This window comes from Burkholderia sp. CpTa8-5 (assembly GCF_017815045.1).
Taxonomy (GTDB): Bacteria; Pseudomonadota; Gammaproteobacteria; order Burkholderiales; family Burkholderiaceae; genus Burkholderia; species Burkholderia sola.
Window position 1 is genome coordinate 97,148 of sequence record NZ_JAGIQD010000005.1, and the last position, 25,497, is coordinate 122,644.

The following is a 25,497-nucleotide window of genomic DNA, read 5'->3' on the forward strand; positions in this document are numbered from 1 at the left end:
AACACATCGACAGTCAAACTGTACAGTTTGACTGTATATTTCATCGTGTAAGGAGCCGGCTGTCGCCCCCGTTTTCGGCACGCGGTCGTGTCCCGTTCGGCCGCGCGATCCGCCTCTGCGATAATGCGGGCTTCCCGTTTCCACCCCGCCTTCCGCCATGACGCAGCCGTCCGCCCCGCTCTCCACCGACCTGCCGCCGATCTCGTGCCTGCCCGGCGACGCGCTGCCGTGGCTGCCGATGAGCGCCGACCTGCCGGGGCTCGCGATCAAGTACCTGCACATCAACGCGGCCGAGGACACGCTCACCGCGCTGCTGAAGATGCCGGCCGGCGGCACGCTTCCGCGCCATCGGCACGACGGCGAGGTATTCGTCCATACGCTGCAGGGTGCGTGGCGCTACCGCGAATACGACTGGGTCGCGCACGCCGGTTCGACGGTGCTCGAACCGGCCGGCTCGGTACATACGCCGGAAACGCTCGGCGCGCCGGGCGAGGATGTGATCACGCTGAACGTGATGCGCGGCGACCTCGTGCTGCTCGACGACGACGGCCGCGAAACGGCGCGCGAGAACTGCCGCGTCGCGCTGCTGCGCCAGCGCAAGCATGCGCGTACGGCGCCGGATGCGGCCACGGCGTTCGTTACGCGGTAAGACTCGAGATAGGCGTCGGCGCGATCCGCGCGATGCGGCCGCACCCGGTTGCCAGGATGGCCACCGGCGTACTTCGCACGCGTCGCCGACCGCCCCGCTCGTTATCGAAAACGCCTGAAAAACCGCCGAATATCGTCGGCCAGCAAATCCGGCTCCTCCATCGCCGCGAAATGGCCGCCGCTCGGCATGTCGGTCCACTGCACCACGTCGAATACGCGTTCGAGCCAACTGCGCGGCGGGCGGCTGATTTCCCTCGGGAAGCGCGCGAAACCGACGGGCACCGCCAGGCGTTGCCCGGGGGGAAACCGCATCGGCTGCAGCCGGTTCTCCCAATACATCTGCATCGACGAGCCAATGCAGCCGGTGAACCAATAGAGCGAGATGCCGGTCAACAGCGTGTCGTACGAAAACCGCCGCGCGACGTCGCCGTCGCAATCGCTCCACGCACGGAATTTCTCGGCGATCCACGCGGCCAGCCCGAGCGGCGAATCGTTGAGCGCGACGGCCAGCGTCCGCGGCTTCGTCATGTGGACGTGCGCGTACCCGCCTTCCAGCGCCGCCCAGTCGCCGCGCTGCTTCAGGAACGCCTGTTCGTCGTCGGTCAGCGGCCGCGCCGCGTCGATCGGCGGTTCGTAGCTGCCGGGCAGATAGTTCAGATGGATGCCGTCGACCACGCCCTCGTGCCGCGCGCCGAGCGCGACCGACACGCCCGCGCCCAGGTCGCCGCCCTGCGCGCCGAAGCGTCGGTAGCCGAGGCCGGCCATCAATTCCGCCCAGCAGTCGGCGACCTGGAGCGCCGATGTACCGGGCACCGCAGGCGCCGGAGAAAACAGGAAGCCTGGTAGCGACGGCGCGACGATGTCGAATGCGTCGTCCGGATCGCCGCCGAACGCGGCCGGATCGCACAGGCGATCGATCAACGCATGGAATTCGAATACGGAACCGGGCCAGCCGTGCGTGACGACGAGCGGATAGGGTTTCGGGCCTGTGCCGCGCCGATGCACGAAGTGCACGCGCCGGCCGCCGACGTCCGCGACGAACTGCGGCAGCCGATTCAGCGCGCGTTCCGCCGCGCGCCAATCGAAGCCGTCGGCCCAGTACGCGGCCAGCTCATGCAGCCACGCGCCGTCTACACCCTGCTGCCACGGCTCGGCAGGCGCCAGGTTCGGCGGGCGGGTGTCGTGCAGACGTCGACGCAGGTCGTCAAGTGCTTGATCGGGTATCGCAATGTCGAACGGCTCGGCGTGCATCGTGTCTCCTCGCGAAACATGTCGACGGGATTCTGCGCGATTTTCCCGACCGGCGCTGGCGGCGTACGGCTGCGCCCGTCAGCCCGCTTCCCGCTCGCCCGCCCGCGCATCGCGCCGCAGCGCCTGCGGCGGCACGCCGAACCCGCGCACGAACGCGTCGTGCATGTGCCGGCGGTCGCGAAAACCGTTCTCCTTCGCGATCACGTCCAGCGGATGGCGGCTCTGTTCGATCATCAGCCGCGCCGATTCGAGCCGCAGCCGCTCGATCGCCTTCGCCGGCGACTGCCCGGTTTCGAGCGTGAACACGCGGCTGAACTGGCGCGGGCTCAGGTGCACGGCCTCGGCCAGCTCCTCGACGGTCAGTGCGCGGCCGAGATTCTGCCGCGCGTAGTTGAGCGCGTTCTGGATCCGGTCGGATTTCGGCGCCAGCTCGAGCATTTCCGAATGCTGCGACTGGCCCCCGGCCCGGCGCTGATGCATCACCAGCTTGTGCGCGACCGAGCGCGCGGCGTCGGCGCCGAGGTCCTTTTCCACCATCGCGAGCGCGAGATCGAGGCCGGCCGTCATCCCGGCCGACGTCCAGATCGGGCCGTCGACGATGAAGATCCGGTCGTCCTCGACGCGAATCTCCGGGTAGTGCCGCTGCATGCCGCGGCCGAACGCCCAGTGCGTGGTCGCGCGGCGCTGCGCGAGCAGCCCGGCCTCGGCCAGCACGAACGCGCCCGTGCAGATGCCGGCGATCCGCCGCGCCTGCCCGTTCGCGCGGCGCAGGTAGGCAACGACGCCGGCCGGCGCCGGCGAGGCGAGCGGATCGTTGACGCCCGCGACGATCCACGTGTCGACGCCGAGCCGCCCGCGCAGCGCGCGCGTGGCGACCGGCAGCCCGAGCGACGAGCGCACGTCGCCGCCGTCGACCGAATAGCTGTCCATCGCGTAGAACGGCGCGTCCATCCCCATGTTCGCGTACTCGAACACCGACTGCGCGGCGAGCGCCATGATCTGGAAGCCGTCGCTGATCAGAAAGCCGATTCGGTGCATCCGCGTTCTCCGGTTTCGTGCCGATTGGCCCCGATGTCCGAAATCATACCTATCTACGTCATTTGTGTCGCCGCGCTTCGAGGCCAGAATGCCTTCACGCCATCCGGCCATTCTCATCAAAACGGAGTACATCATGACGCAAGCACATCGCGGTACCGCTGTCATTACCGGCGCGTCGTCGGGCATCGGCGCCGTCTACGCGGACCGCCTCGCGCGCCGCGGCTACGACCTGATCCTGGTCGCGCGCAACCGCGACCGGCTGAGCGCCCTCGCCGAGCGCATCACGAACGACACGCAGCGCAGCGTCGAGATCGTCGACGCGGACCTCAACGACCGCGCGGCGCTCGCCGCCGTCGAAGCGAAGCTGAAACAGGACGCGAGCATCACGCTGCTCGTGAACAACGCGGGCATCGGCACGCATGCGCCGCTGCTCGACAGCGACGTCGACGCGATGACGCGGATGATCGACCTGAACGTGACCGCGCTCACGCGGCTGACCTATGCGGCCGTGCCCGGCTTCGTCGCGCGCGGCCGCGGCGCGGTGATCAACATTTCGTCGATCGTCGCGATCTCGCCGGAAACGCTGAACGGCGTGTACGGCGGCAGCAAGGCCTTCGTGCTCGCGTTCAGCCAGTCGCTGCATCACGAGCTCGCCGACAAGGGCGTGCAGGTGCAGGCCGTGCTGCCCGGCGCGACGGCCACCGATTTCTGGCAGACGGGCGGCCTGCCGCTGGAGCACCTGCCGAAGGAAATCGTGATGACGGCGCCGGACATGGTCGATGCGGCGCTGGTCGGATTCGATCGCGGCGAGCTCGTGACGATCCCTTCGCTGCATGCGGGTGACGAATGGGACGCGTACGAGGCCGCGCGCCGCACGATGGCGCCGCATTTGTCGGCCGATACGCCGGCCCCGCGCTACACTGCGGCTCGCTAGGTGTCGGCCGGGCCTGCGCCGCGCGGCGTGGCGCGCACGCCAAGCAGCATCGCGACCGCGCACGCGGCCAGCAATCCGGCGATCATCAGCATCGCCGCATCCATGCTGCCGGTGCGCGTGCGGATCACGCCGACGATCCACGGCGTAATCATCCCGCTCGATACGCCGATGCTGCTGATCAGCGCGATCCCGCCCGCTGCGCCGGCCCCCGCGAAATACGCGGACGGCACGGCCCAGAACACCGGATGCGCGGCGAAGATCAGCATCGCCGCGATCGACAGCAACGCCATCATCGCGACGATGCTCGGCAGGTGCAGCGTCAGCAACGCGAGCGCCACCGCGCCGCCGAACGCGCACGCGGCGAAATGCCGGCGGCGTTCGCGCTTGCGGTCCGAGCGCCGCGCGATCGCGATCAGGCCTGCCGCGCCTATCGCGTTCGGCACGATCGACAGCAGGCTGACGTGCACGACGTCGTGAATGCCGAATTCGCGAATCATCAGCGGCATCCAGAACAGCAGCATCAGCAACGCGGTCGTCAGCGAGAAATAGATGAACGCGAACAGGTAGGTACGCGGCTCGGCCAATACCCGCCGCAGCGAAGCAGCCGCGTGCGCGGGCGCACCGGCACGATCGGCGGCCAGGTCGGCCGCGAGCCGTTGCCGGTCGTCGTCGGACAGCCAGCGCGCGTGTTCGGGGCGGTCGCACAGCCAGAACCATGCGATCGCGCCGAGCAGGATCGCGGGCGCGCCCTCGATCGCGAACATCCATTGCCAGCCGTGCAGCCCGAGCACGCCAGACATCGCGCGCATCAGCCAGCCCGACAGCAGCCCGCCGATCATGCCGGCCACCGCGACGCCCGCATAGAAGATCGACAGCACCGACGCGCGCCGGCGCGCCGGATACCAGTACGTCAGATAGAACACCACCCCGGGGAAGAAACCGGCTTCGAACAGCCCGAGCAGGAACCGCAGCACGTAGAACTGCTTCGCGCTGTCGACGGTGATCATCGCGACCGACACCGCACCCCACAGGACCATGATCCGCGCGAACGTGCGTCTTGCGCCGAAGCGGCGCAGTAGCGCGTTGCTCGGCACCTCGAACAGCACGTAGCCGACAAAGAACAGTACCGCGCCGAGGCTGTACATCGCATCGGTCAGGCCGAGATCCTGCCGCATCTGCAACTGCGCGAAGCCGATGTTGCTGCGATCGAGAATCGACACGATGTAACAGACGAACAGGAACGGCACGATCCGGATGCCGATGCGGCGGTACAGCGCGTCGTTGCCGGGCGCGGCGGAACCGGACGCAGCCGCGTGCGCGGCGTCCGCTTGCAAGGGGATGGACATCGATCGTCTCCTCGATGGATGCGAATACGGGCCGGGCGGGAACCGCGACGCCAGTCGCCGCCGCCCACCGACGGCGACCGGCCAAAGCCGACGTTCAGCCGCGCCGCACGGATTCTCCCTTCACGCCCACCATCAGCGCCACGCCGCTCGCGACCAGCAGCGCGGCGAGCAGGTACACGGCGAGATCCATGCTGCCCGTGCGCGTGCGGATCATCCCGATCACCCACGGGCTGACGATGCCGCTCGTGATCCCGATGCTGCTGATCAGCGCGATTCCGGCCGCGGCCGCGTTGCCGGACAGGTAGCGGGTCGGCACGGCCCAGAAGATCGGCAGCGCGGCGAAGATCAGCGTCGCCGCGACCGACAGGCACGCGAGCATCGCCGCGAAGCTGTGCAGGTGCAGCGTCAGCGCCGCAAGCGCGAGGCCGCCGCCGATCGTGCAGCATGCGAAGTGCTTGCGCCGCTCGCCGGTGCGGTCCGAGCGGCGCGCGATCAGCACCAGCCCCACCGCGCCCACCGCATTCGGCACGACCGTGTAGAGACTCACGGCCACGACGTCGGTCACGCCGAAGTCGCGGATCATCAGCGGCATCCAGAAGTTGAGCGTCAGCGACGCACAGGTCAGCGAGAAATAGATGAACGCGAACAGGTACACGCGCGGGTTCGCGAGCGCGGCCAGCACGCTGCGCCCGTCGTGCGCGCCGCCGTGTGCGCGGCCTTCGGCGCACAGCGCGGCGACGCGCGCCTTTTCGTCGGCCGTGAGCCAGGTCGCGTCCTGCGGCCGGTCGACCAGCAACGTGAACGCGGCGAACGCGAGCAGGATCGCCGGCGCGCCTTCGATCGCGAACATCCACTGCCAGCCGTGCAGGCCGAGCACGCCGCTCATGTCGCGCATGATCCAGCCGGACAGCAGCCCGCCGAGCACGCCGGCCACCGCGACGCCCGCGAAGAACACGGAGATCGCCGCCGCACGCCGGTTCGCGGGGAACCAGTAGGTCAGGTACAGCACGATGCCGGGGAAGAAGCCGGCCTCGAACACGCCGAGCAGGAAGCGCAGCACGTAGAAATGCGACGGCTGCGACACGAACATCATCCCGGTCGACGCAAGGCCCCACAGCAGCATGATTCGCGTGAACGTGCGGCGTGCGCCGAACCGCGCGAGCAGCATGTTGCTCGGCACTTCGCAAAACACGTAGCCGACGTAGAACACCGCGGCGCCGAGGCCGTACATCGCATCGCTGAAGCCGAGATCGTGCTTCATCTGCAACTGCGCGAAGCCGATGTTGATGCGGTCGAGAAACGACACGACGTAGCAGAGGAACAGGAACGGGACGATCCGCCACGCGATCTTGCGGAACAGCAGCGCATCGCCGAATGCGGATGCGGAAGTCGGCGCCGAAGCGCTCGCGTGCGCGAGCGTCGCTTCGGCGGGAAGCGATTGGGGCATGTCTCTCTCCAAACGGGCCGCGCGATGTCGAGCGCGCGGCAGTCTCCGAGGGCGTGCATGCGCCCTGCTTTCTTGTGAGACCGGATACGGCTGCCGGCACCGCGGCGCGATGCCGCCGCGGATGCCGCAACCCTCAGTGAAACGGCGAGGCGATCATGCGAATGCCGCCCCGCCGCGTGCGATTCACTCCTGCAGCGCGGCCCACATGTCCTTGTCGCGCTGCGCGGTCCAGATGCGCGGATGCGCGATGCCGCTCGCTTCGTCGAACGCGCGCGACACGTCGAACGGCAAACAGTGCTCGTAGATGAACACGTGGCCGAACTTCGGGTCCATCGCCTCGCGCGTGAGCGCCATCGCCGCCTTCAGGTCGAGATTGCGCTCGACGGCCTTGCGGCCCTGCGCGAGCAGCGTCGTGACGAAATCCTTCGTGTAGTCGAGGCCCTTGTTCACTTCGGCCGGATTCAGCAGCGCGGGGCCGCGGCCGGGCACGAGCTTCTCGGCGCCGAGCGCGCGCAGCGCCTCGAGCGTGGCCGGCCACTGTTCGAGCTGTGCGTCGCCGCAATAGCAGGCCGCGTCGTATTCGACGAGGTCGCCCGAGAACAGCACCTTCTGCGACGGCAGCCACACGATCGTGTCGCCCTTCGTGTGGCCCGAGCCGACGTGCATGATCTTCACTTCGAGCTTGCCGAGGAACAGCGTGATCTCGCGCTCGAACACGAGCGTCGGCCAGGTCAGCCCCGGCACCGTCTCGACGCCGGCGAACAGGCGCGGGAAGCGCTCGATCTCCGACTTCATGTCCGCCTCGCCGCGCTCGACGATCATCTCGTACGTGCCGCGGCTCGCGATCACGTGCTGCGCGCCTTCGTCGAAGTACGCGGACGCGCCGAGCACGCGCACCGCGTGGTAGTGCGACAGCACCACGTGCTTGATCGGCTTGTCGGTCACGCTGCGGATCTTCGCGATCAGGTCCTGCGCCATTGCGGGCGTCGCGGTCGTGTCGACGATCAGCACGCTGTCGTCGCCGATGATCACGCCCGAGTTCGGGTCGCCTTCGGCGGTGTACGCGTACGCGTTCTCGGACAGCTTCGTCCAGGTGACTTTCTTCTCTTCCAGATCGGCTTGGGAGGCGAATGCTTTGGCCATTGTGCGTTCCGTGGCTGCGAGCCATGTGTTGAGGGGAATGAGCGGATCATCGGCTTGCGCCGAATATTTGTCAATGGCAAACGCGCTTGCTATTGTCTAATACGGGTAAACCTGCGGGCTGGCGCTGAAAACGGCGTCGGATACCATGCGGGGTTTCGTCAACGGAAGAATCATCGCGTGCAGAACCACGAAGTCAGCGCGGACGACGCGCCGCCCAAGGCGCAGCGCGGCATCCAGAGCGTCGAGGTCGGCGGCCGGCTGCTCGACGCGTTCGCGCGCCGGCGCAAGCCGCTCGGGCTGTCGGAACTGGCCGCGGCGGCCGAGCTCTCCACCGCGCAGGCGCACACCTATCTCGTGAGCCTGACGCGGCTCGCGCTGGTGAAGCGCGATGCGATCACCGGCAACTACGAGCCCGGCCCGCTGTCGCTGCGGCTCGGGCTGATGTCGATCGAGCGCCAGCCGGCCTACCGCGCGACGCTGCCGCATGCGGCGCGGCTCGCGGAAACGGTCGGCCTGAGCGTCGCGCTGTCGGTGCCGGGCGTGCTCGGCCCGACGATCGTGCGCATCGAGCACGGCGGCTATCCGCTGCACATGAACCTGCACGTCGGTTCGGTGATGTCGCTCGACACCACGGCGACCGGCCGGGTGTTCCGCGCGTTCGGCGACGCCGCGCACATCAACGCGATGGCGGCCAGCCAGGCCGGCGCGGGCGGTACGCTGGCGGGCGCCGAACGCGAGCCGGTCGTGCCGGATGCCGCTGCGCAACACGTCGAACTCGACGCGATCCGCGCGCGCGGCATCGAACGCAGCATCGACCGGCCGAGCCCGGGCGTCAGCGGAATGTGCGTGCCCGTCTTCGATGCGCACGGGCGCCTGCAGCTCGCGTTGACGGTCATCGGTTCGACGGGTTCGATCGATGTCGACTGGAACGGCCCGATCGCCGCGGCGTTGCGCGACGCGGCGCGGCAGGCCACCGCGTCGCTCGGTGCGGTGCGTGCGGAGCCGGCGCCCGCACCGGCGCCGGGCACCGCGCGCGTACCGCCCGCGCTCGCCGACGACGCGAAAGCACAGCGCGGGATCAATGCGCTCGACAGCACCGGCGACCTGCTGCTCGCGCTGGTGTCGGCGGGCCGCGCGCTGCCGCTGCGCGATCTCGCGACGGCGGCGGGCATGCCGGCGGCGAAGGCGTTTCCGCATCTGGTCAGCCTGCAGAAGATCGGCCTGCTGAGCCGCGACGACGCCGGCTGTTTCGACGGCGGCCCGCTCGCGCAGGCGCTCGGCCTGATCGCGATGCAGCGCGTGTCGCCGACGCGCGACGCGGAAGCCGAGATCGTCGCGCTCGCCGGCGCGACCGACATGAGCGTGGCCGCCGCGACGCTCGGGCCGCTCGGGCCGACCGTGATCCGGCTGGAAGAATCGGCGCGGCCGCAGCACGTGAGCCTGCAGGTCGGCACCGTGATGTCCCTCGTCAATACGGCGATCGGTCGGGTTTTCGCGTCCGGCATGTCCGACGACGTGCTGGCCGACCTACTCGCCGACGAGCCCGTGCGGCTCGCCGGCGCGCGCACCGCGCCGGACGACGCGGCCTTCCGCTCACGGCTCGCGGCGATCCGCGCGGACGAACTCGATTTCGCGTTCGACGCGCCGGTGCCGGGCATCGGCACGATTGCCGCGCCCGTGTTCGATCACACCGGCAGCATCCGGCTCGTGATCGCGATCATCGGCTCGTCGCGCGGCTTCCCGCGCGGGCCGGACAGCGCGCTGGCGCAGACGCTGCGCGCCGCGACGCGACGGCTGTCCTGGCGCTTCGGGTGGATCGGCCGGTAGCCGCGCCCTTTTCCCCGACGTACGTACGTTCGACTCCGCTTCTTTCTGCCCGCGAGGCCGCGCCGGCACGGCGTCGTCACGCCTGCCCGACAACTGCGGGCCGCCAATGTCCATGTTGCGCAGCAGCAACATGAATTGTCAGTAATTCTCATATAACGAAATCGCATTTCACAAAGCGGGGCCGCTTCGTTATGATTAGGGTTATCCCTAACTCGCCACCTATATGGGGCTTCGTCATGCAAACGTCTAATGTCTCCGATCGTTCCACCCAATCCACTGGCTGGCTCGCACGTGTTGGCGAGCTGCTGGCGGAAGCCTGGGCACTGCACCTCGAGAACTGCGAAGTCATCGCTGAAGCACACGCGCGCCTGCCGCGCTGAGCGGAGCGCCGGTCGCCTGATTCGCTTGCGCTGACGCGCGCCGACCGCGGCTGTTGCGCGGCCTATTGGACGGGCGCGCCGGTCATGTAGAAAGAGGCCGGGGTCGTCCTTCCCGGCCGGATGCGCTCACCGCATCGGAAGCGTTTCAAGGTCGTCTCGAGGCCGTGTTTCAGGCCGAAGCCGGCGCCGATTCGCATCGGCGCGGATCGTCGTCAGGCGGTTGTCCGGGCGGGAAGCCATTCTTCCCTTCCTGCGCGCGCTGGCGCCGGGCCATGCCGGACGGAAGATTCATCCGTTTTTGTGCTCCCGCGGGCCGTCTGCCCGGCGAGCCTTTCCTGTAAGCCGTTCGCCGGTTTTTCTCCGCGCCCGGGTCCGATCGCACCCGCCGTCGTTACAGCGACGGCCGCGCTCCTGTCTCTCCCCGTCACACCTGAATCGAAGGCACGTCCTTCATGCACCGCAGCGCGAACATCGAACGGCTGTGACGGATGCTCGAAATCCGGTACAGCTTTTCGCGCAGGAAGCGCTCGTAGCCGGCCGTGCCGTCCACCGCGACCTTGATCCAGTAGTCGTACTCGCCCGACACCAGATACGCCTCGAGCACCTCGGGCAGCGCCGCCAGTTCGGCGCCGAAGCGCGCCAGCGCGTCGTCTTCATGGCGATCGAGCGTGACTTCGAGGATCACGATGTCCGCGTAGCCGAGCTTGCGCTGGTTGACCAGCGCGACATAGCCGTCGATGTAGCCGTCGAGTTCGAGTTGCCGCGTGCGGTTCCAGCAGGCGGTGGTCGACATGCCGATCTGTTCGGCCAGTTCGGCGTTCGACAGACGCGCATTTTTCTGCAATGCACCGAGGATCTTGCGGTCCTGATTGTCGAGCGTTTTCGGCGTGCGTTCGCGGGTAGCCATGATGAGAAGAATCTTCTACTAAAAATGGGCATTCTATCTGAACGACATTCCGGTCTCAGGCCCGTTTTGCTGGAAAACAGGAAGCCTTTTAACCGGCCCGCTTGATACATTTTCTCCATGCCTGCTGCCCGGCACGCTCCCCGCGATCACCCCCTCGCAACGGGACGCACGGCCGCAATCACGAGTTGCGGTGCCGGCCGGCAGGCATGCGATTCCCCGCCGCCCGCACGCCTATCCGACCGCGTGCGGGGCCGGTGCCTGCTTCCCCGTTCCTGCCCGTCCGTCATGTCGTTCAAGCTTTATCTGTCGTTCCTCGCTGCTTCCGTCGTCCTCATCTACGCACCCGGCCCCGTCAACCTGCTCACGATGAACCAGGCGCTGCGCACCGGCTGGCGCCGCGCGCTGCCGTGCGTCTGGGGCGGCACGCTCGCCGTGCTGCTGCAACTCGCGCTGACCGCGCTGTGCCTGAATTCGCTGGTCCACCTCGACGAACACGCGCTCACCGTGCTGCGCTGGGCCGGCGCCGCGTATCTCGTCTGGCTCGGCGCCAAGCAATGGCTGAGCCGCGCGCCGGCCGGCGCAGCCGCGGCGCCGGCCGAGGCCGGCATCACCGGCACCGGAACGGCAATCGCCGCGCCGGACGCCGACACCGGACGCACGCTATTCTGGCGCGGCGTCGCGACTTCCGGTCTGAATCCGAAGACGCTGCTGTTCTTTCCGTCGTTCTTTCCGCAGTTCATCAGCCCGGCTGCCGACTGGAGCCTGAACCTTCAATATCTGCTGCTCGCCGCGACGTTCGCGCTGCTGTTCGCGGGCGGCGTCGCGTCGATGGCGCTGTTCTCGCACCGGCTGAGCCGCGCGTTGCAGCGGCCGGCGCGGATGCGTGCGATGAACCGCGTGACGGGCGGGCTGCTCGTCGGAATGGGCGCGATCATGGTCGGCTGGAACTGAGCACCGCCGACGCGTTTCTTTTCACGCGACCGCACGACCGCACGCCCCGCACCGGCGGCGACGCCGCCGGTACAATCGCGCGATGTCCGAATTGCTCACTTACGGCGGCCTGTTCGCCGTGTCGATGGTCGCCGCGACCCTGTTTCCGCTCCAGTCCGAAGCCGTGCTCGCCGGCCTGCTGCTCGCCGGCCGCGAGCCCGTGTGGGCGCTGGTGCTCGTCGCGAGCGTCGGCAATGTCGCCGGCTCGGCGATCAACTGGTCGCTCGGGCGCGGCATCGAGCACTTTCGCGAGCGCCGCTGGTTTCCGGTCAAGCCGTCGGCGCTGGCGCGCGCCGAGGGCTGGTATGCGCGCTACGGCCGCTGGTCGCTGCTGCTGAGCTGGGCGCCGGTGATCGGCGATCCGCTGACGATGATCGCCGGCGTGCTGCGCGAGCCGCTGCCGACCTTTCTCGTCATCGTGACGATCGCAAAGGTCGGCCGCTATCTGGCCGTCGCGTGGCTCGTCATCCACTGACCTCCGCTTTCCCTTCGCCCGCCTGCTGGCCCGCGATGCGCGGCAGCCGCTAAAGATTTCGCGAAAGTTGCCGTATTAACGGGTCCACGAGCGGTGACGCGTGCGTTCCGCCCCCTCTCACTCCCACTCAGGATGTTCCATGAGACTGACCCAATTGGGCCGGGTGAGCGTCGGCGCGCGTCTGGCCGCGCTCGCGTGCGCGCTCGTCGCCCTGCTGTTTACCGTGTTCGCGTGGACGCTCGCCCATTTCGCCGGCCAGCAGCTCGCCGAAGAAGCGCACCTGCGGATCGACGACAGGGAGCAGTCGATCCGCGCGATGGTCGACCTGTTCGACAAGGCGCTCACCGCCGAAGCCAACCGCTCGATGTCGCTGTTCGCGAGTTTCCTGCCGGCCGACTTCTCGCTCGACCCGGCACGCACGGTCGATATCGGCGGCGTCGCCGCGCCGACCCTCTTCGCGGGCGGCCAGCCGCTCGACCTCGATTACTCGATTCCCGATCAGTTCCTGAAGAAAAGCGGCGCGATCGCGACGATCTTCGCACGCGACGGCGACGACTTCGTGCGCATCACGACGTCGCTGAAGAAGCAGGACGGCGCGCGCGCCGTCGGCACCAAGCTCGACCGCGCGGGCCCCGCGTATGCGCCGCTGGTCGCGGGGCGCAGCTATACGGGCCTCGCGAAGCTGTTCGGCCGGTCGTACATCACGCAGTACAAGCCGGTGACCGACGCGACCGGCCGCGTGATCGGCGCGCTGTTCGTCGGCCTCGACATCGGCGCCGAGCTCAAGCTGGTCGAGGACGGCATCCGCTCGCTGAAGATCGGCGACAACGGCTACTACTTCGTGCTCGATGCATCGCAGGGCCCGTCGCGCGGCGCCTTCGTCGTGCATCCCGACGCGGCGGGCCAACCGGCCGACAACACGCGCGCGCCCTACGCGCAGATGCTCGCGACGGCCCAAGGCCGGCTCGCATACACGTCGACCGACCCGGCCGCGCACGACGCTGGCCCGACCGCGAAAGTCGTGTCCTTCACGACGATTCCGCAGTGGCAATGGCTCGTCGGCGGCATCGCGCTCGACGACGAACTGCTCGCCACGATGCGCGCCACCCGCAACCGCTTCCTGATGATCGGCGCCGTGCTGGTCGCGGCGTTCGCGACGCTGTTCGTGATCGTCGTGCGTCGCGTCGTGAGCCGGCCGCTGGAAGCCGCCGCCCGCGCGTCCGAGCGCTATGCGGCAGGCGATCTCAGCGTGCGCATTCGCGACAGCGCGGGCGCGGGCGCGGTCGAGCAAGGCAGCGCGGGCAACGACGAGATCGGCCGGCTCGTGCAGGCGGTCGACGGGATCGGCGACGGCCTCGCGCGGATCGTCGCGCAGGTGCGCAACAGCGCGGCCGACATCGCGCACGGTACGGTCGGCATCGCGGCCGGCAGCGGCGACATCGCCGCGCGGATCGCGACGCAGGCGAGCAGCGTCGAGCAGACGGCCGCGAGCATGGAGCAGATCACCGCCGCCGTGCAGCAAAGCGCCGAGCACGCGGCGCAAGCCAACGCGCTGGTCGCGGACGCATCGGCCGCCGCGACGAACGGCGACGCCGCAGTGCAGCGCGTGGTCGCGACGATGGACGACATCGGCCGCGCGACGCGCCGGATCGCGGAGATCACCGGCGCGATCGAAGGCATCGCGTTCCAGACCAACATCCTCGCGCTGAACGCGGCCGTCGAGGCCGCCCGCGCGGGCGAACACGGCAAGGGCTTCGCGGTGGTCGCGGCCGAGGTGCGCGCGTTGGCGCAGCGCAGCGCGGCCGCGGTCAAGGAGATCGACGCGCTGAGCGCCGAATCGTCGACGACCGTCGAACAGGGTTACCGGATCGCGGACGCCGCGCGCGGCACGATGCGCGACATCGTCGCGCGGGTCGACCAGGTCCGCACGCTGATCGGCGAGATCAGCGCGGCGTCGCGCGAACAATCGACCGGGATCGAGCAGGTGAACCTGGCCGTCACGCAGATCGGCGAAGCGACACAGCAGAATGCGACGCTGATCTCCGATGCCGAGCGCGCGGCCGTCGCGTTGCGGGACCAGGCCGCGCAGTTGTCGGACGCGGTCAGCGTGTTCCGGCTCGAACGCAACGCGTGACGGGCGACCGATGATCGACCTGGGCCGGGCGGCTCGCTTACTTCTTGTCGCCCGCCAGGTCGATCGCCTTGTCCGAGCCGACCGCATGGCGCAACTGGAACTTCTGGATCTTGCCGGTCGATGTCTTCGGCAGCTCGCCGAAGCGCACGACCTTCGGCACCTTGAAGCCCGCGAGCAGTTGCCGGCAGTGCGCGACGATCTCCGCCTCGGTCGCGCTCGCGCCTTCGCGCAGCTCGACGAACGCGCACGGCACCTCGCCCCACTTCGGGTCGGGCATCGCGACGACAGCCGCCACGGCTACCGCCGGATGCCGGTACAGCGCGTCCTCGACCTCGATACTCGAGATGTTCTCGCCGCCGGAGATGATGATGTCCTTCTTGCGATCCTTGATCCGGATATAGCCGTCCGGCATCAGCACCGCGAGATCGCCGGTATGGAACCAGCCGCCGTGGAACGCCTCGTCGGTCGCCTTCGGGTTCTTCAGGTAGCCCTTCATGCAGATGTTGCCGCGGAACATGATCTCGCCGAGCGTCTCGCCGTCGGCCGGCACCGGCGTCATCGTGTCGGGATCGAGCACCGTCGCGCCCGCTTCGAGGTGGTAGCGCACGCCCTGGCGCGCATTGAGCCGCGCGCGTTCCTCGTCGGAGACGGCGTCCCAGTGCGCCTGCTTCGCGCAGACGGTCGCCGGGCCGTAGACCTCGGTCAGCCCGTACACGTGCAGCAGGTCGAAGCCGATTTCCTTCATTTTCGCGATCACGGCCGGCGCGGGCGCCGCGCCGGCGACCATCGCGTGCACCGTATGGTCGATCCCCGCGCGCAACTCGGCCGGCGCGTTCGCGATCGCGCTCTGCACGATCGGCGCGCCGCAGTAATGCGTGACGCGCTCGCGGCGGATCAGGTCGAACACGGTCTTCGCGTCGAACTTGCGCAGGCACACGTTCACGCCCCCGCGCGCCGCGACGGCCCACGGGAAACACCAGCCGTTGCAGTGAAACATCGGCAGCGTCCACAGATACACCGCGTGCTTCGGCATGTCCCATTCGAGGATGTTACTGATCGCCGCGAGATACGCGCCGCGATGGTGGTAGACGACGCCCTTCGGATCGCCGGTCGTGCCCGACGTGTAGTTCAGCGCGATCGCCTCCCATTCGTCGGCGGGCGGCGTCCACGCGTAGCCGGCGTCGCCGCCCGCCACGAATGCCTCGTAGTCGGTCGCGCCCGCGAAACGGTCGGGGTCGGCCGGCATCGCGTCGGCCACGCTGACGATCTTCAGGCCCGGCACCTCGAGCGCCGCGCGATGCGCGAGCTCCGCGTATTCGGTGTCGACGATCAGCACCTTCGCCTCGCCGTGACGCAGCATGAACAGCACCGACGACACGTCGAGCCGCGTGTTGATCGTGTTCAGCACGGCGCCGGCCATCGGCACGCCGAAGTGCGCCTCGACCATCGCCGGGATGTTCGGCAGCAGCGCCGCGACCGTGTCGCCGCGACCGACACCGGCCTGCGCGAGCGCGCTCGCCAGCTGCTTCGCGCGCGTGCAGGTCTCGCCCCACGTGCGCCGCACGTCGCCGTGCACGATCGCGAGGCGCTCGCCGTAGACTTCGGCCGCGCGGATCAGGAAATCGATCGGCGTGAGCGGTACGTAGTTGGCATCGCGGCGGCCGAGCCCGGCCTCGAACATCTGCGTCATGATCCTGTCTCCCGTGTTCTGTCGACCGGGATGCGTGCACCCCGGATCGTCTTGATGTGGTTCAATGGCCGACAGCCTAACGGGCGCTATTGTGAGCCGTCTGTCGTCGAAACGACAGAGTGCCGCTCAGGCGCTGCGCGTTATCCCTATCCTCGCAAACCCGCACCCATGCACGACCATCCCGACGCGGCCGCCCGGCCAGCCGATACGCTCCCCGAACCGGGCCCGCTGCCGCCGCTCGCGACGCTGTTCGGCCAGTGCGCGTGGTTCCGCACGCTGGCGCCCGAACACCAGGCGCTCGTGCTCGCCCAGTCGCACGTCGTGCAGTGCGACGCCGGCGACGTGATCGCGCGCCGGCTCGCGCCGTCCGCATACTGGATCGGCGTCCATCAAGGGCTGCTGAAGCTCGCGATCTTCAACGTGTCGGGGCGCGGCTGCACGTTTTCCGGCGTGCCGTCGGGCGGCTGGTTCGGCGAAGGCAGCGTGATCAAGCGCGAGCTGCGCAAGTACGAGGTCGTCGCGATCCAGCGCTCGACCGTGCTGTTCGTGCCGGTCGACACGTTCCATGCGCTGCTCGACACGAGCCTGCCGTTCACGCGCTTCGTGATTCATCAGCTGAACAACCGGATGGGCGAATTCATCGCGTCGATCCAGAACAGCCGGCTGCTCGACGTCGATGCGCGCGTCGCGCAGGCGCTCGCGCAGCTCTTCAACCCCGCGCTGTATCCGGATACCGGCCCGTCGCTGTCGATCTCGCAGGAGGAACTGGGGATGCTCGTCGGCGTGTCGCGCCAGCGGATCAACCAGGCGCTGCAGCAGCTCGAGAAGCTCGGCGCGCTGCGGCTCGCGTACAACCAGATCGAGGTCGTCGATCTCGATGCGCTCGCGCGCTTCGGCATGGAGCAGCTGTGAGCGCCGCCCGCTGCACGAAACCGTCGCCATCGCGGCCGCGCATTCCGTCTGCGGAATCGGCCGAAGGCCGGCGTGCCCCAACCTGACCATTCCGCCAGTTTCGCGACAGTAACCCGTTGCGGGCCGACGCCTATCATTCGGGTTCCCTTCACCGACGCCCGATCACCGCCTGCCCCGCTGCCTCCATGTGGATCGTCAATCTCGCGCTCAGGCGCCCCTACACGTTCATCGTGATGGCCATCATGATCGTGCTGGCCACCCCGCTTGCGCTGATGCGCACACCGGTCGACGTGCTGCCCGCGATCAACATCCCCGTGATCAGCGTGATCTGGAATTACAGCGGCTTCTCCGCGACGGAGATGACGAATCGCATCACGTCCGTCCATGAACGGATCCTGACGACGACCGTCAACAACATCCAGCACGTCGAATCGACGTCGCTGCCCGGCATCGCGGTCGTGAAGGTGTTCCTGCAACCGGGCGCGAACGTGCAGACGGCGATCGCGCAGACGGTGTCGTCCGCGCAGGCGATCGTGCGGCAGATGCCGCAGGGCGCGACGCCGCCGCTCGTGATCACCTATTCCGCGTCGAGCATTCCGGTGATCCAGCTCGGGCTGTCGAGCAAGACGCTCAGCGAACAGTCGCTCGCCGACATCGCGCTCAACTTCCTGCGCCCGCAGCTGATCACGGTGCCGGGCGTGCAGATTCCGTTTCCGTACGGCGGCCGCACGCGCGTGGTCGCGATCGACCTCGATCCGCAGGCGCTGCAAGCGAAGGGCCTCACGCCGGCCGACATCGTCAACGCGGTCAATGCGCAGAACCTCGTGCTGCCGACCGGCACAGCGAAGATGGGACAGACCGAATACCGGATCGACACGAACGCGTCGGCCGATACGGTCGCCGACATCAGCAACCTGCCGGTCCAGACGATCAACGGCGCGACGACCTACCTGCGCGAGGTCGCGGCGGTGCGCGACGGCTTCGCGCCGCAGACCAACGTCGTGCGCCAGAACGGCCAGCGCGGCGTGCTGATCTCGATCCTGAAAAGCGGCGACGCGTCGACGCTCAAGGTCGTGTCGGACCTGAAGGCGCTGCTGCCGAAGGTGATCCCGACGCTGCCCGAAGGGCTCACGATCACGCCGCTGTTCGACCAGTCGGTGTTCGTCAACGCGGCCGTCCAGGGCGTGATCCACGAGGCGCTGATCGCCGCCGTGCTGACCGCGATGATGATCCTGCTGTTCCTCGGCAACTGGCGCAGCACGCTGATCATCGCGATCTCGATCCCGCTGTCGATCTTCACGTCGCTGATCGCGCTGTCCGCGCTCGGCGAGACCATCAACATCATGACGCTGGGCGGGCTTGCGCTCGCGGTCGGCATTCTCGTCGACGATGCGACCGTCACGATCGAGAACATCGAGCGGCACTTACACCTCGGTACCAACCTGCACGAAGCGATTCTCGAAGGCGCCGGCGAAATCGCGGTGCCCGCGCTCGTGTCGACGCTGTGCATCTGCATCGTGTTCGTGCCGATGTTCTTCCTGACCGGCGTCGCGCGCTTCCTGTTCGTGCCGCTCGCGGAAGCCGTCGTGTTCGCGATGCTCGCGTCGTACGTGCTGTCGCGCACGCTGGTGCCGACGCTCGCGATGCTGCTGTTCCGCCCGCAGCAGGCGAGCACCGGCCCCGCCGCTTCGACGTCGCGCTTCGCGCGCATCCATCACGCGTTCAACCATGCGTTCGAACGGCTGCGCGCGTGGTACATCGTGCTGCTCAGCATCCTGCTCGTGCGCCGCCGCTTCTACGCGCTGTGCTTCCTCGCCTTCTGCGTGCTGTCGACGGGCCTCGTGTTCGTGCTCGGCCGCGACTTCTTCCCGAACGCCGATTCCGGCAACCTCCGGCTGCACGTGCGTGCGCCGACCGGTTACCGGATCGAGGAAACCGCGCGGCTCGCCGACCAGGTCGAGCGCGTGATCCGCGAAACCGTGCCGCCCGACGAGCTCGGCGCGATCGTCGACAACCTCGGGCTGCCGGTGAGCGGCATCAACCTGTCGTACAGCAACGCCGGCACGATCGGCACGCTCGACGGCGAGCTGCTGATCGCGCTGAAGCCCGGCCACCGCGCGACCGCGCACTACGTCGAGACGCTGCGCACGCTGCTGCCGCAACGCTTCCCGGGCGTCGAGTTCTTCTTCCAGCCGTCGGACATCATCACGCAGATCCTCAACTTCGGGCAGCCGGCCGCGATCGACGTGCAGGTGCTCGGCAACGATCTCGCGAGTAACATGACCATTGCGAGCAGCCTGATGAAAAAGATCAGGCAAATCCCCGGCGCCGTCGACGTGCACGTGCTGCAACGCAACGACGAACCGACCCTGCTGGCCGACATGGACCGTACGCGCATGCAGCAGCTCAATCTCTCCGCGCAGAACGTCGCGCAGAACATGCTGATCTCGCTGTCGGGGAGTTCGCAGACGACGCCGTCGTTCTGGATCAACCCGCGCACCGGCGTCCAGTACCCGCTGCAGATCCAGACCCCGCAATACAACCTGTCGTCGGTCGACGACCTGCTCGGCACGCCGATCTCCGCCAGCGGCCGCACGGGCATGCCGCTGCAACTGCTCGGCAACCTGGTGCAGGTGCGCAGCACCGTGAACCCGGCCGTGATCACGCACTACAACATTCGCCCGGCGATCGACGTGTACGTGAGCGTCGAGGGCCGCGATCTCGGCGCGGTCGCGGGCGAGATCGACCGCATCGTGGCCGACGCGCGCGCGACGCTGCCGCGCGGCACCGACCTCACGATGCGCGGCCAGATCGAGACGATGCGCACGTCGTATGTCGGCCTCGGCGCGGGCGTCGCGATGGCGATCGTGCTCGTCTACCTGTTGATCGTCGTCAATTTCCAGTCGTGGCTCGACCCGCTGATCATCATCAGCGCGATGCCGGCCGCGCTCGCCGGCATCGCTTGGATGCTGTTCGTCACCGGCACGCACCTGAGCGTGCCCGCGCTGACGGGCGCGATCATGACGGTCGGCGTCGCGACCGCGAACAGCATTCTCGTCGTGTCGTTCGCGCGCCAGCGCCTCGCGGCCGGCGCGCCGCCGCTCACGGCCGCGCTCGAAGCCGGCGCGACACGGATCCGTCCGGTGCTGATGACGGCACTCGCGATGATCATCGGGATGGTGCCGATGGCGCTCGGTCTCGGCGAAGGCGCCGAGCAGAACGCGCCGCTCGGCCGCGCGGTGATCGGCGGGCTGCTGTTCGCGACCGTTTCGACGTTGCTGTTCGTGCCGCTCGTGTTCGGCGGCGTGCATGCGCGACTGGCCCGGCGACGCGCGCGCCAGGCCGGTCACTGACTTTCGCCCCACTACCCGGTTGAACTGGTTGAATTCATGGAAGAGAAACATCACAGCGCCGTCGGCATCCAGGTGGACGAACACGGCATGCACCTGCCGGCGCGCGCGTCGGTGTCGCGACGCGGCCGGATCGTCGTGATCGTGATCGGCGTGCTGCTGGCCGCCGGCGCCGCGCGCACCCTCGTCGTCAACGTGCTGAACCGGCATCGCCTCGACGCGGTCGCCGAGCAGAACACGCGCCAGTACGTGAGCGTCGTGCACCCGGTAGACGCGGCCACCGGCGGCAAGCTGACGCTGCCCGGCACGCTGCGCGGCTTCGTCGAGGCGCCGATCTATGCGCGCGCCAGCGGCTACGTGCTGCGCTGGCAGGCCGACATCGGCGCGCACGTGAAGCAGGGGCAAACGCTCGCCGAACTCGACACGCCGGAGCTGAACCAGGAACTCGCGCAGGCCACCGCGCAACGCCAGCAGGCGCAAGCGTCGCTCGCGCTCGCGAAGACGTCGTTCGACCGCGCGCAGCAGCTGCGCCAGCGCGATGCCGTGTCTCAGCAGGAACTCGACGACCGGCAAGGCGCGTTCAACCAGGGCACCGCGAATCTCGCCGCGGCCGACGCGAACATGCGCCGCCTCACCGAGTTGAAGGGCTTCCAGCGGATCGTCGCGCCGATCGACGGGATCGTCACGCAGCGCAACGTCGACGTCGGCGATCTCGTCAATTCCGGCAACGCCGGCCGCTCGCTGTTCACGGTCGTGCAGGCCGACCGGCTGCGCCTGTACGTGCAGGTGCCGCAGGCGTATGCACAGCAGATCAAGGTCGGCCAGCACGTGAGCGTCGCGCAGGCCGAGCTGCCGGGGCGGACCTTCGACGGCACGATCACGCGCACGTCGCAGGCGATCGACGTCGCCACGCGTTCGCTGCAGATCGAGATCACGCTGCCGAACCCGGACGGGCGGCTGCTGCCCGGCGCGTACGTGCAGGCGACGCTGCCGATGACGCCGGTCGGCCGCCTGCAGGTGCCGGCCAATACGCTGCTGTTCCGCGCCGAAGGCCCGACGGTCGCGACCGTCGATGCGAACGGCAAGGTCCGGCTGAAACAGGTGACGGTCGTGCGCACGATCGGGCAGACGCTCGAAGTCGACGGGCCGATCACGCCGAACGATCGCCTCGTCGCGAACCCGAGCGACGCGCTCGCGACCGGCGACGCGGTCGTCGTGCAGGCGCCGGCGGCGCAGCCGGCCTCGGCCGTCGCGGGAGCGAAGTCGTGAGTGCGATACGCACGCGCGTGCACCCGGCCGCGATCGGCGCCGTCGCGATCGTCGCGGCGGCGCTGCTCGCCGGCTGCACGGTCGGCCCGGATTACCGGCGCCCGGCCGTCGACACGCCGGCCGCGTGGCGGCTCGATCCGGCCGACGCATACTGGCAGCCGGCCGCGCCGGCCCGCGCGCCGCTCGATCCGGCCTGGTGGACCGCGTTCGGCGACACCCAGCTCGACGCGCTGGAAGCCGATGCGCTGCGCAACAACCAGAACCTGAAGGCGGTCGCCGCGCGCTACGACCAGGCGAAGGCGACGCTCGCGTCGGTCGCATCCGCGCAGTATCCGGCCGTCGGGCTGAACGCGAACGGCCAGCGCTTCAAGATCTCCGCCGACCGGCCGCAGACCAACTACGCGACGAAGAGCATGTCGACCGTGCAGAACGAGATCCAGGTCGGCGCGGCGGTCAGCTACGAACTCGACCTGTTCGGCCGCGTGCGGCGCAACGTCGAAGCCGCGCAGGCCAGCTCCGAGCAGGCGCGCGACGATTTCGCGAACGCGCGCCTCGTACTCGGCGCCGATCTGGCGTCGAGCTATTTCGCGCTGCGCGAGCTCGACACCGAGATCGACGTCGTCAGGCGTTCGATCGAACTGCAACAAAAGGCGCTCGACTACGTGAGCGCGCGCCACGACCTCGGCGCGGTGTCGGGTCTCGACCTGTTGCAGCAGCGCGCGCAGCTCGACGCGACGCGCACGCAGGCGCAGTTGCTGATTCAGCAGCGCGCGCAGGTCGAAACCGCAATCGCGACGCTGGTCGGCACGCCGGCCCCCGCGTTCTCGCTGCCGCCGCGCGTGGTGCCGATCAACGCGCCCGCGCTGCCGACCGGCATGCCGAGCGACCTGCTGCAGCGGCGCCCCGACGTCGCGTCGGCCGAGCGCGCGATGGCCGCCGCGAACGCGCAGATCGGCGTCGCGCGCGCCGCGTATTTCCCGCGCGTCACGCTGTCGCCGGACATCGGCTGGGACGCGACGCGCTTCGCGGGCCTGTTCACCGTGCCGGCGCTGCTGTGGTCGGTCGGCGGGTCGCTCAGCCAGCCGCTGTTCGAGGGCGGCAAGCTCAAGGCCGGCGTCGATTTCGCGCAGGCCGGCTACGTCGCCGCGCAGGCCAGCTACCGGCAGACCGTGCTCACCGCGTTCCAGGAGGTGCAAAATGCGGTGACCGGCCTGTCGGTGCTCGCGCAGGCGGCGCAGCAGGCGTCGGCGGCCGTCGACGACGCGCGCAAGCTCGTGTCGCTCGCGCAGGACCGCTACGCGGGCGGCCTGACGCCGTTCATCGACGTGCTGACGGCCCAGCAGCAATTGCTGACGAGCGAGCGCCAGGCCGTGCAGATCCAGGGCCAGCGCGCGGCGCTCGTCGTGTTTCTCGCGAAGGCGCTCGGCGGCGGCTGGGACGGCGATGCGGCGAACGGCCCGGCGCCGTCCGACGTCGCGTCGGCGGCCCCGCCGCGCGACGCGGGCGTCGGCCCTTGACCCGCCCTTAACCCGGTTACGCGGACAACGAAAATGAAAGTGCTGATCGTCGAGGACGAACCGAAAGTCGTCGAATACCTGAAGAGCGGCCTGACCGAGGAAGGCTGGGTCGTCGACACCGCGCTCGACGGCGAGGACGGCGCGTGGAAAGCCGTCGAATTCGACTACGACGTGGTCGTGCTCGACGTGATGCTGCCGAAGCTCGACGGCTTCGGCGTGCTGCGCGCGTTGCGCGCGCAGAAGCAGACGCCGGTGATCATGCTGACCGCGCGCGACCGCGTCGACGACCGCGTGCGGGGCTTGCGCGGCGGCGCCGACGACTACCTGACCAAACCCTTCTCGTTCCTCGAACTGATCGAACGGCTGCGCGCGCTCACGCGCCGCGCGCGCGTGCAGGAATCGACGCTGATCTCGATCGGCGACCTGCGCGTCGACCTGATCGGCCGCCGCGCGACCCGCGACGGCACGCGCCTCGACCTGACCGCGCAGGAATTCCAGCTGCTCGGCGTGCTCGCGCGGCGCAGTGGCGAGGTGCTGTCGAAAACGACCATCGCCGAACTCGTGTGGGACGTGAACTTCGACAGCAACGCGAACGTCGTCGAGACGGCGATCAAGCGCCTGCGCGCGAAGCTCGACGGCCCGTTCGCGGACAAGCTGCTGCACACGATCCGCGGGATGGGCTACGTGCTCGAGGCGCGCGAGGACGGCGACGTGGAGCGACACGCATGAAACGCTCGATCGCCCTGCGCCTGTCGGCGATGTTCGGCATCGTGTCGCTGCTCGTGTTCACGCTGGTCGGCTGCGGGCTGTTCGTGATGATGGAGCGCCAGTTGCTCGCCGAGCTGCGCGCGACGATCGACACGCGCGCGAAGGTCGCGCAGATGATCGTGTCGCATGCGACCACGGCCGCGCGCGGCCGCGTGATGCAGGAAAAGCTCGCCGACCTCGAACCGCCCGACGGGTCGACGCGCTATCAGGTCGACAGCCCCGACGCCGCTTTCCGCTTCGGCCATCCCGTCGACGGTGTGCCCGACGGCAAGCCATTCGGTGCGTTCCAGCAGTACGCGCTCAACAACAGCAGCTACAACGTGATGACGAAGACCGTCGCGATCGCGGGCAGCGGCGAGCGCCCGGACGTGAAGCTGATCGTCGCGTCGTCGTGCGAGCGCACGCAGCGGATGCTGCGCCGTTTCGTGTGGACGCTGGCCGCGCTGATCGCGACGGCCACCGTCATCACGCTGCTGCTGAGCCGCGCGGTCGCGCGCTTCGGGCTCGCGCCGCTCGACCGGCTGTCGCAGGACGCGGCGAGCGTGAGCGCGACCAACCGTCGCCAGCGGTTGCACACCGACGCGCTGCCGACCGAGCTGCGCGATCTCGCGACGTCGTTCAACGGCGCGCTCGAACGCATCCAGCAAACCTACGCGCGGCTCGAAGCGTTCAACGCGGACGTCGCGCACGAGCTGCGCACGCCGATCAGCATCCTGATCGGCCAGACCCAGGTCGCGCTGACGAGCCGCGACCGCTCGGTCGACCGGATGCGCCAGACGCTGCAGTCGAACCTCGAGGAATTCGAGCGGCTGCGCGTGATCATCAACGACATGCTGTTCCTGTCGCGCAGCGACCGCGGCGAACGCGCGACCGACCTGAAGGACGTGTCGCTCGCCGACGAGGTGCGGCGCATGCTCGACTTCCTCGAAATCCCGCTCGACGAGGCGCAGTTGCGCGCCGAACTGCACGGCGATGCGCGCGCGGCCGTCGATCCGTCGCTGTTCCGCCGCGCGATGACGAACCTGCTGATCAACGCGATCCAGCATTCGGCGCCGGGCGCGACGCTGAACGTGACGATCGCGCGCCGCGACGCGCTCGTCGAGATGACCGTGTCGAACCCCGGCGAGCCGATCGATCCGGTGCAGCGCGCGCACGTGTTCGAGCGTTTCTACCGGCTCGAGGAAGCGCGCGCGAACAGCAAGGAAAACCACGGGCTCGGGCTGTCGATCGTCAAGGCCGTGGCCGAGATGCACGGCGGCGGCGTGTTCGTCGCGTGCTCGGGCGGCGTCAATACGTTCGGTTTTTCGGTGTCGACGCAACCGTGGCCGGGCGGGCCGCTGCGCGCGGCCGACGCCGCTGGCCCGGCCGGTTCCACCGAGCCGGCCAATCCGGCCAATCCGGCCAATCCGGCCAATCCGGCGGATCCGCGCGGCGCTCGCCCGGCGCACGTGCCGCGCGCGTTGCACTGACG

The 25,497-nt window shown here is 68.9% G+C and carries 19 protein-coding genes; 12 read left to right on the forward strand and 7 right to left on the reverse strand.

Going from position 1 to position 25,497, the window contains the following annotated elements; translation table 11 throughout:
• Positions 1–157 precede the first annotated feature (157 nt).
• Positions 158–649: a 2,4'-dihydroxyacetophenone dioxygenase family protein gene (locus J8I35_RS10285; RefSeq protein WP_050010988.1), complete on the forward strand. Its 492-nt coding sequence runs from the start codon at positions 158–160 to the stop codon at positions 647–649.
• 101 nt (positions 650–750) lie between these two features.
• On the opposite strand, the gene J8I35_RS10290 is transcribed toward J8I35_RS10285, so the two are convergent.
• Together J8I35_RS10290 and J8I35_RS10295 are read right to left on the reverse strand one after the other, a co-directional pair.
• On the reverse strand, positions 751–1,899 hold the full coding sequence (locus J8I35_RS10290; protein WP_209925245.1) for an epoxide hydrolase: 1,149 nt from the start codon (positions 1,897–1,899) through the stop codon (positions 751–753).
• Between the two features lie 78 nt (positions 1,900–1,977).
• On the reverse strand, positions 1,978–2,937 hold the full coding sequence (locus J8I35_RS10295; RefSeq protein WP_209925247.1) for a GlxA family transcriptional regulator: 960 nt from the start codon (positions 2,935–2,937) through the stop codon (positions 1,978–1,980).
• Between the two features lie 133 nt (positions 2,938–3,070).
• Between J8I35_RS10295 and J8I35_RS10300 the strand changes: the two genes are divergently transcribed.
• Positions 3,071–3,871, forward strand: a complete 801-nt coding sequence (locus tag J8I35_RS10300) for an SDR family oxidoreductase (RefSeq protein WP_050010985.1) — start codon at positions 3,071–3,073, stop codon at positions 3,869–3,871.
• On the opposite strand, the gene J8I35_RS10305 is transcribed toward J8I35_RS10300, so the two are convergent.
• The 3 genes from J8I35_RS10305 to J8I35_RS10315 form a co-directional block, all read right to left on the reverse strand.
• The gene (locus J8I35_RS10305) at positions 3,868–5,217 is read right to left on the reverse strand and encodes an MFS transporter (protein WP_124638105.1); all 1,350 of its coding nucleotides are present in this window, start codon (positions 5,215–5,217) and stop codon (positions 3,868–3,870) included. The genes J8I35_RS10300 and J8I35_RS10305 overlap by 4 nt on opposite strands.
• A 94-nt stretch (positions 5,218–5,311) precedes the next feature.
• Positions 5,312–6,664, reverse strand: coding sequence for an MFS transporter (locus J8I35_RS10310; protein WP_124679545.1), 1,353 nt, complete (start codon positions 6,662–6,664; stop codon positions 5,312–5,314).
• Positions 6,665–6,847: 183 nt separating this feature from the next.
• Entirely contained in the window at positions 6,848–7,807 is a 960-nt protein-coding gene (locus J8I35_RS10315) for an MBL fold metallo-hydrolase (protein ID WP_050010982.1), read from the reverse strand.
• Between the two features lie 177 nt (positions 7,808–7,984).
• On the opposite strand from J8I35_RS10315, the gene J8I35_RS10320 reads away from it, so the two are divergent.
• On the forward strand, positions 7,985–9,634 hold the full coding sequence (locus J8I35_RS10320; RefSeq protein WP_209925249.1) for an IclR family transcriptional regulator C-terminal domain-containing protein: 1,650 nt from the start codon (positions 7,985–7,987) through the stop codon (positions 9,632–9,634).
• 804 nt (positions 9,635–10,438) lie between these two features.
• Here J8I35_RS10320 and J8I35_RS10325 read toward each other — a convergent pair.
• Positions 10,439–10,921, reverse strand: coding sequence for an Lrp/AsnC family transcriptional regulator (locus J8I35_RS10325; RefSeq protein WP_006479115.1), 483 nt, complete (start codon positions 10,919–10,921; stop codon positions 10,439–10,441).
• A 285-nt stretch (positions 10,922–11,206) separates the two neighbouring features.
• Between J8I35_RS10325 and J8I35_RS10330 the strand changes: the two genes are divergently transcribed.
• From J8I35_RS10330 to J8I35_RS10340, 3 genes are all read left to right on the forward strand, one after another.
• Complete coding sequence (locus tag J8I35_RS10330) at positions 11,207–11,872, forward strand: LysE family translocator (RefSeq protein WP_050010980.1); 666 nt, start codon at positions 11,207–11,209, stop codon at positions 11,870–11,872.
• An 82-nt stretch (positions 11,873–11,954) separates the two neighbouring features.
• On the forward strand, positions 11,955–12,386 hold the full coding sequence (locus tag J8I35_RS10335) for a YqaA family protein (protein ID WP_209925251.1): 432 nt from the start codon (positions 11,955–11,957) through the stop codon (positions 12,384–12,386).
• A gap of 139 nt (positions 12,387–12,525) precedes the next feature.
• On the forward strand, positions 12,526–14,520 hold the full coding sequence (locus J8I35_RS10340; RefSeq protein ID WP_124554220.1) for a methyl-accepting chemotaxis protein: 1,995 nt from the start codon (positions 12,526–12,528) through the stop codon (positions 14,518–14,520).
• Positions 14,521–14,557: 37 nt separating this feature from the next.
• Here the strand turns inward: J8I35_RS10340 and J8I35_RS10345 are convergent, their stop codons facing one another.
• Complete coding sequence (locus tag J8I35_RS10345) at positions 14,558–16,210, reverse strand: acyl-CoA synthetase (RefSeq protein WP_050010977.1); 1,653 nt, start codon at positions 16,208–16,210, stop codon at positions 14,558–14,560.
• A 168-nt stretch (positions 16,211–16,378) separates the two neighbouring features.
• Here J8I35_RS10345 and J8I35_RS10350 point away from each other — a divergent pair, with 168 nt between their 5' ends.
• From J8I35_RS10350 to J8I35_RS10375, 6 genes are all read left to right on the forward strand, one after another.
• Positions 16,379–17,122, forward strand: a complete 744-nt coding sequence (locus tag J8I35_RS10350; RefSeq protein ID WP_050010976.1) for a Crp/Fnr family transcriptional regulator — start codon at positions 16,379–16,381, stop codon at positions 17,120–17,122.
• A 185-nt stretch (positions 17,123–17,307) separates the two neighbouring features.
• Positions 17,308–20,475 (forward strand): efflux RND transporter permease subunit, encoded by a 3,168-nt coding sequence (locus J8I35_RS10355; RefSeq protein WP_209925253.1) that lies wholly within the window; start codon positions 17,308–17,310, stop codon positions 20,473–20,475.
• A 36-nt stretch (positions 20,476–20,511) separates the two neighbouring features.
• Entirely contained in the window at positions 20,512–21,741 is a 1,230-nt protein-coding gene (locus J8I35_RS10360) for an efflux RND transporter periplasmic adaptor subunit (protein ID WP_050010974.1), read from the forward strand.
• Between the two features lie 5 nt (positions 21,742–21,746).
• Positions 21,747–23,258: an efflux transporter outer membrane subunit gene (locus J8I35_RS10365; RefSeq protein WP_209925452.1), complete on the forward strand. Its 1,512-nt coding sequence runs from the start codon at positions 21,747–21,749 to the stop codon at positions 23,256–23,258.
• A gap of 33 nt (positions 23,259–23,291) precedes the next feature.
• A complete protein-coding gene (locus tag J8I35_RS10370; RefSeq protein WP_124554216.1) occupies positions 23,292–23,987 on the forward strand; it encodes a heavy metal response regulator transcription factor in 696 nt (231 codons plus the stop codon).
• A complete protein-coding gene (locus tag J8I35_RS10375; protein ID WP_209925255.1) occupies positions 23,984–25,495 on the forward strand; it encodes a heavy metal sensor histidine kinase in 1,512 nt (503 codons plus the stop codon). Before J8I35_RS10370 ends, J8I35_RS10375 begins: the two co-directional genes overlap by 4 nt.
• Positions 25,496–25,497 lie beyond the last annotated feature (2 nt).

Excerpts from the sequence above, each read along its gene's own strand:
- J8I35_RS10335 (WP_209925251.1), top strand. The coding sequence starts at position 11,955 with ATGTCCGAATTGCTCACTTACGGCGGCCTGTTCGCCGTGTCGATGGTC.
- J8I35_RS10340 (WP_124554220.1), top strand. The coding sequence starts at position 12,526 with ATGAGACTGACCCAATTGGGCCGGGTGAGCGTCGGCGCGCGTCTGGCC.
- J8I35_RS10330 (WP_050010980.1), top strand. The coding sequence starts at position 11,207 with ATGTCGTTCAAGCTTTATCTGTCGTTCCTCGCTGCTTCCGTCGTCCTC.
- J8I35_RS10315 (WP_050010982.1), bottom strand. The coding sequence starts at position 7,807 with ATGGCCAAAGCATTCGCCTCCCAAGCCGATCTGGAAGAGAAGAAAGTC.
- J8I35_RS10310 (WP_124679545.1), bottom strand. The coding sequence starts at position 6,664 with ATGCCCCAATCGCTTCCCGCCGAAGCGACGCTCGCGCACGCGAGCGCT.
- J8I35_RS10355 (WP_209925253.1), top strand. The coding sequence starts at position 17,308 with ATGTGGATCGTCAATCTCGCGCTCAGGCGCCCCTACACGTTCATCGTG.
- J8I35_RS10305 (WP_124638105.1), bottom strand. The coding sequence starts at position 5,217 with ATGTCCATCCCCTTGCAAGCGGACGCCGCGCACGCGGCTGCGTCCGGT.
- J8I35_RS10370 (WP_124554216.1), top strand. The coding sequence starts at position 23,292 with ATGAAAGTGCTGATCGTCGAGGACGAACCGAAAGTCGTCGAATACCTG.
- J8I35_RS10295 (WP_209925247.1), bottom strand. The coding sequence starts at position 2,937 with ATGCACCGAATCGGCTTTCTGATCAGCGACGGCTTCCAGATCATGGCG.
- J8I35_RS10285 (WP_050010988.1), top strand. The coding sequence starts at position 158 with ATGACGCAGCCGTCCGCCCCGCTCTCCACCGACCTGCCGCCGATCTCG.
- J8I35_RS10360 (WP_050010974.1), top strand. The coding sequence starts at position 20,512 with ATGGAAGAGAAACATCACAGCGCCGTCGGCATCCAGGTGGACGAACAC.
- J8I35_RS10375 (WP_209925255.1), top strand. The coding sequence starts at position 23,984 with ATGAAACGCTCGATCGCCCTGCGCCTGTCGGCGATGTTCGGCATCGTG.
- J8I35_RS10345 (WP_050010977.1), bottom strand. The coding sequence starts at position 16,210 with ATGACGCAGATGTTCGAGGCCGGGCTCGGCCGCCGCGATGCCAACTAC.
- J8I35_RS10300 (WP_050010985.1), top strand. The coding sequence starts at position 3,071 with ATGACGCAAGCACATCGCGGTACCGCTGTCATTACCGGCGCGTCGTCG.
- J8I35_RS10325 (WP_006479115.1), bottom strand. The coding sequence starts at position 10,921 with ATGGCTACCCGCGAACGCACGCCGAAAACGCTCGACAATCAGGACCGC.
- J8I35_RS10290 (WP_209925245.1), bottom strand. The coding sequence starts at position 1,899 with ATGCACGCCGAGCCGTTCGACATTGCGATACCCGATCAAGCACTTGAC.
- J8I35_RS10350 (WP_050010976.1), top strand. The coding sequence starts at position 16,379 with ATGCACGACCATCCCGACGCGGCCGCCCGGCCAGCCGATACGCTCCCC.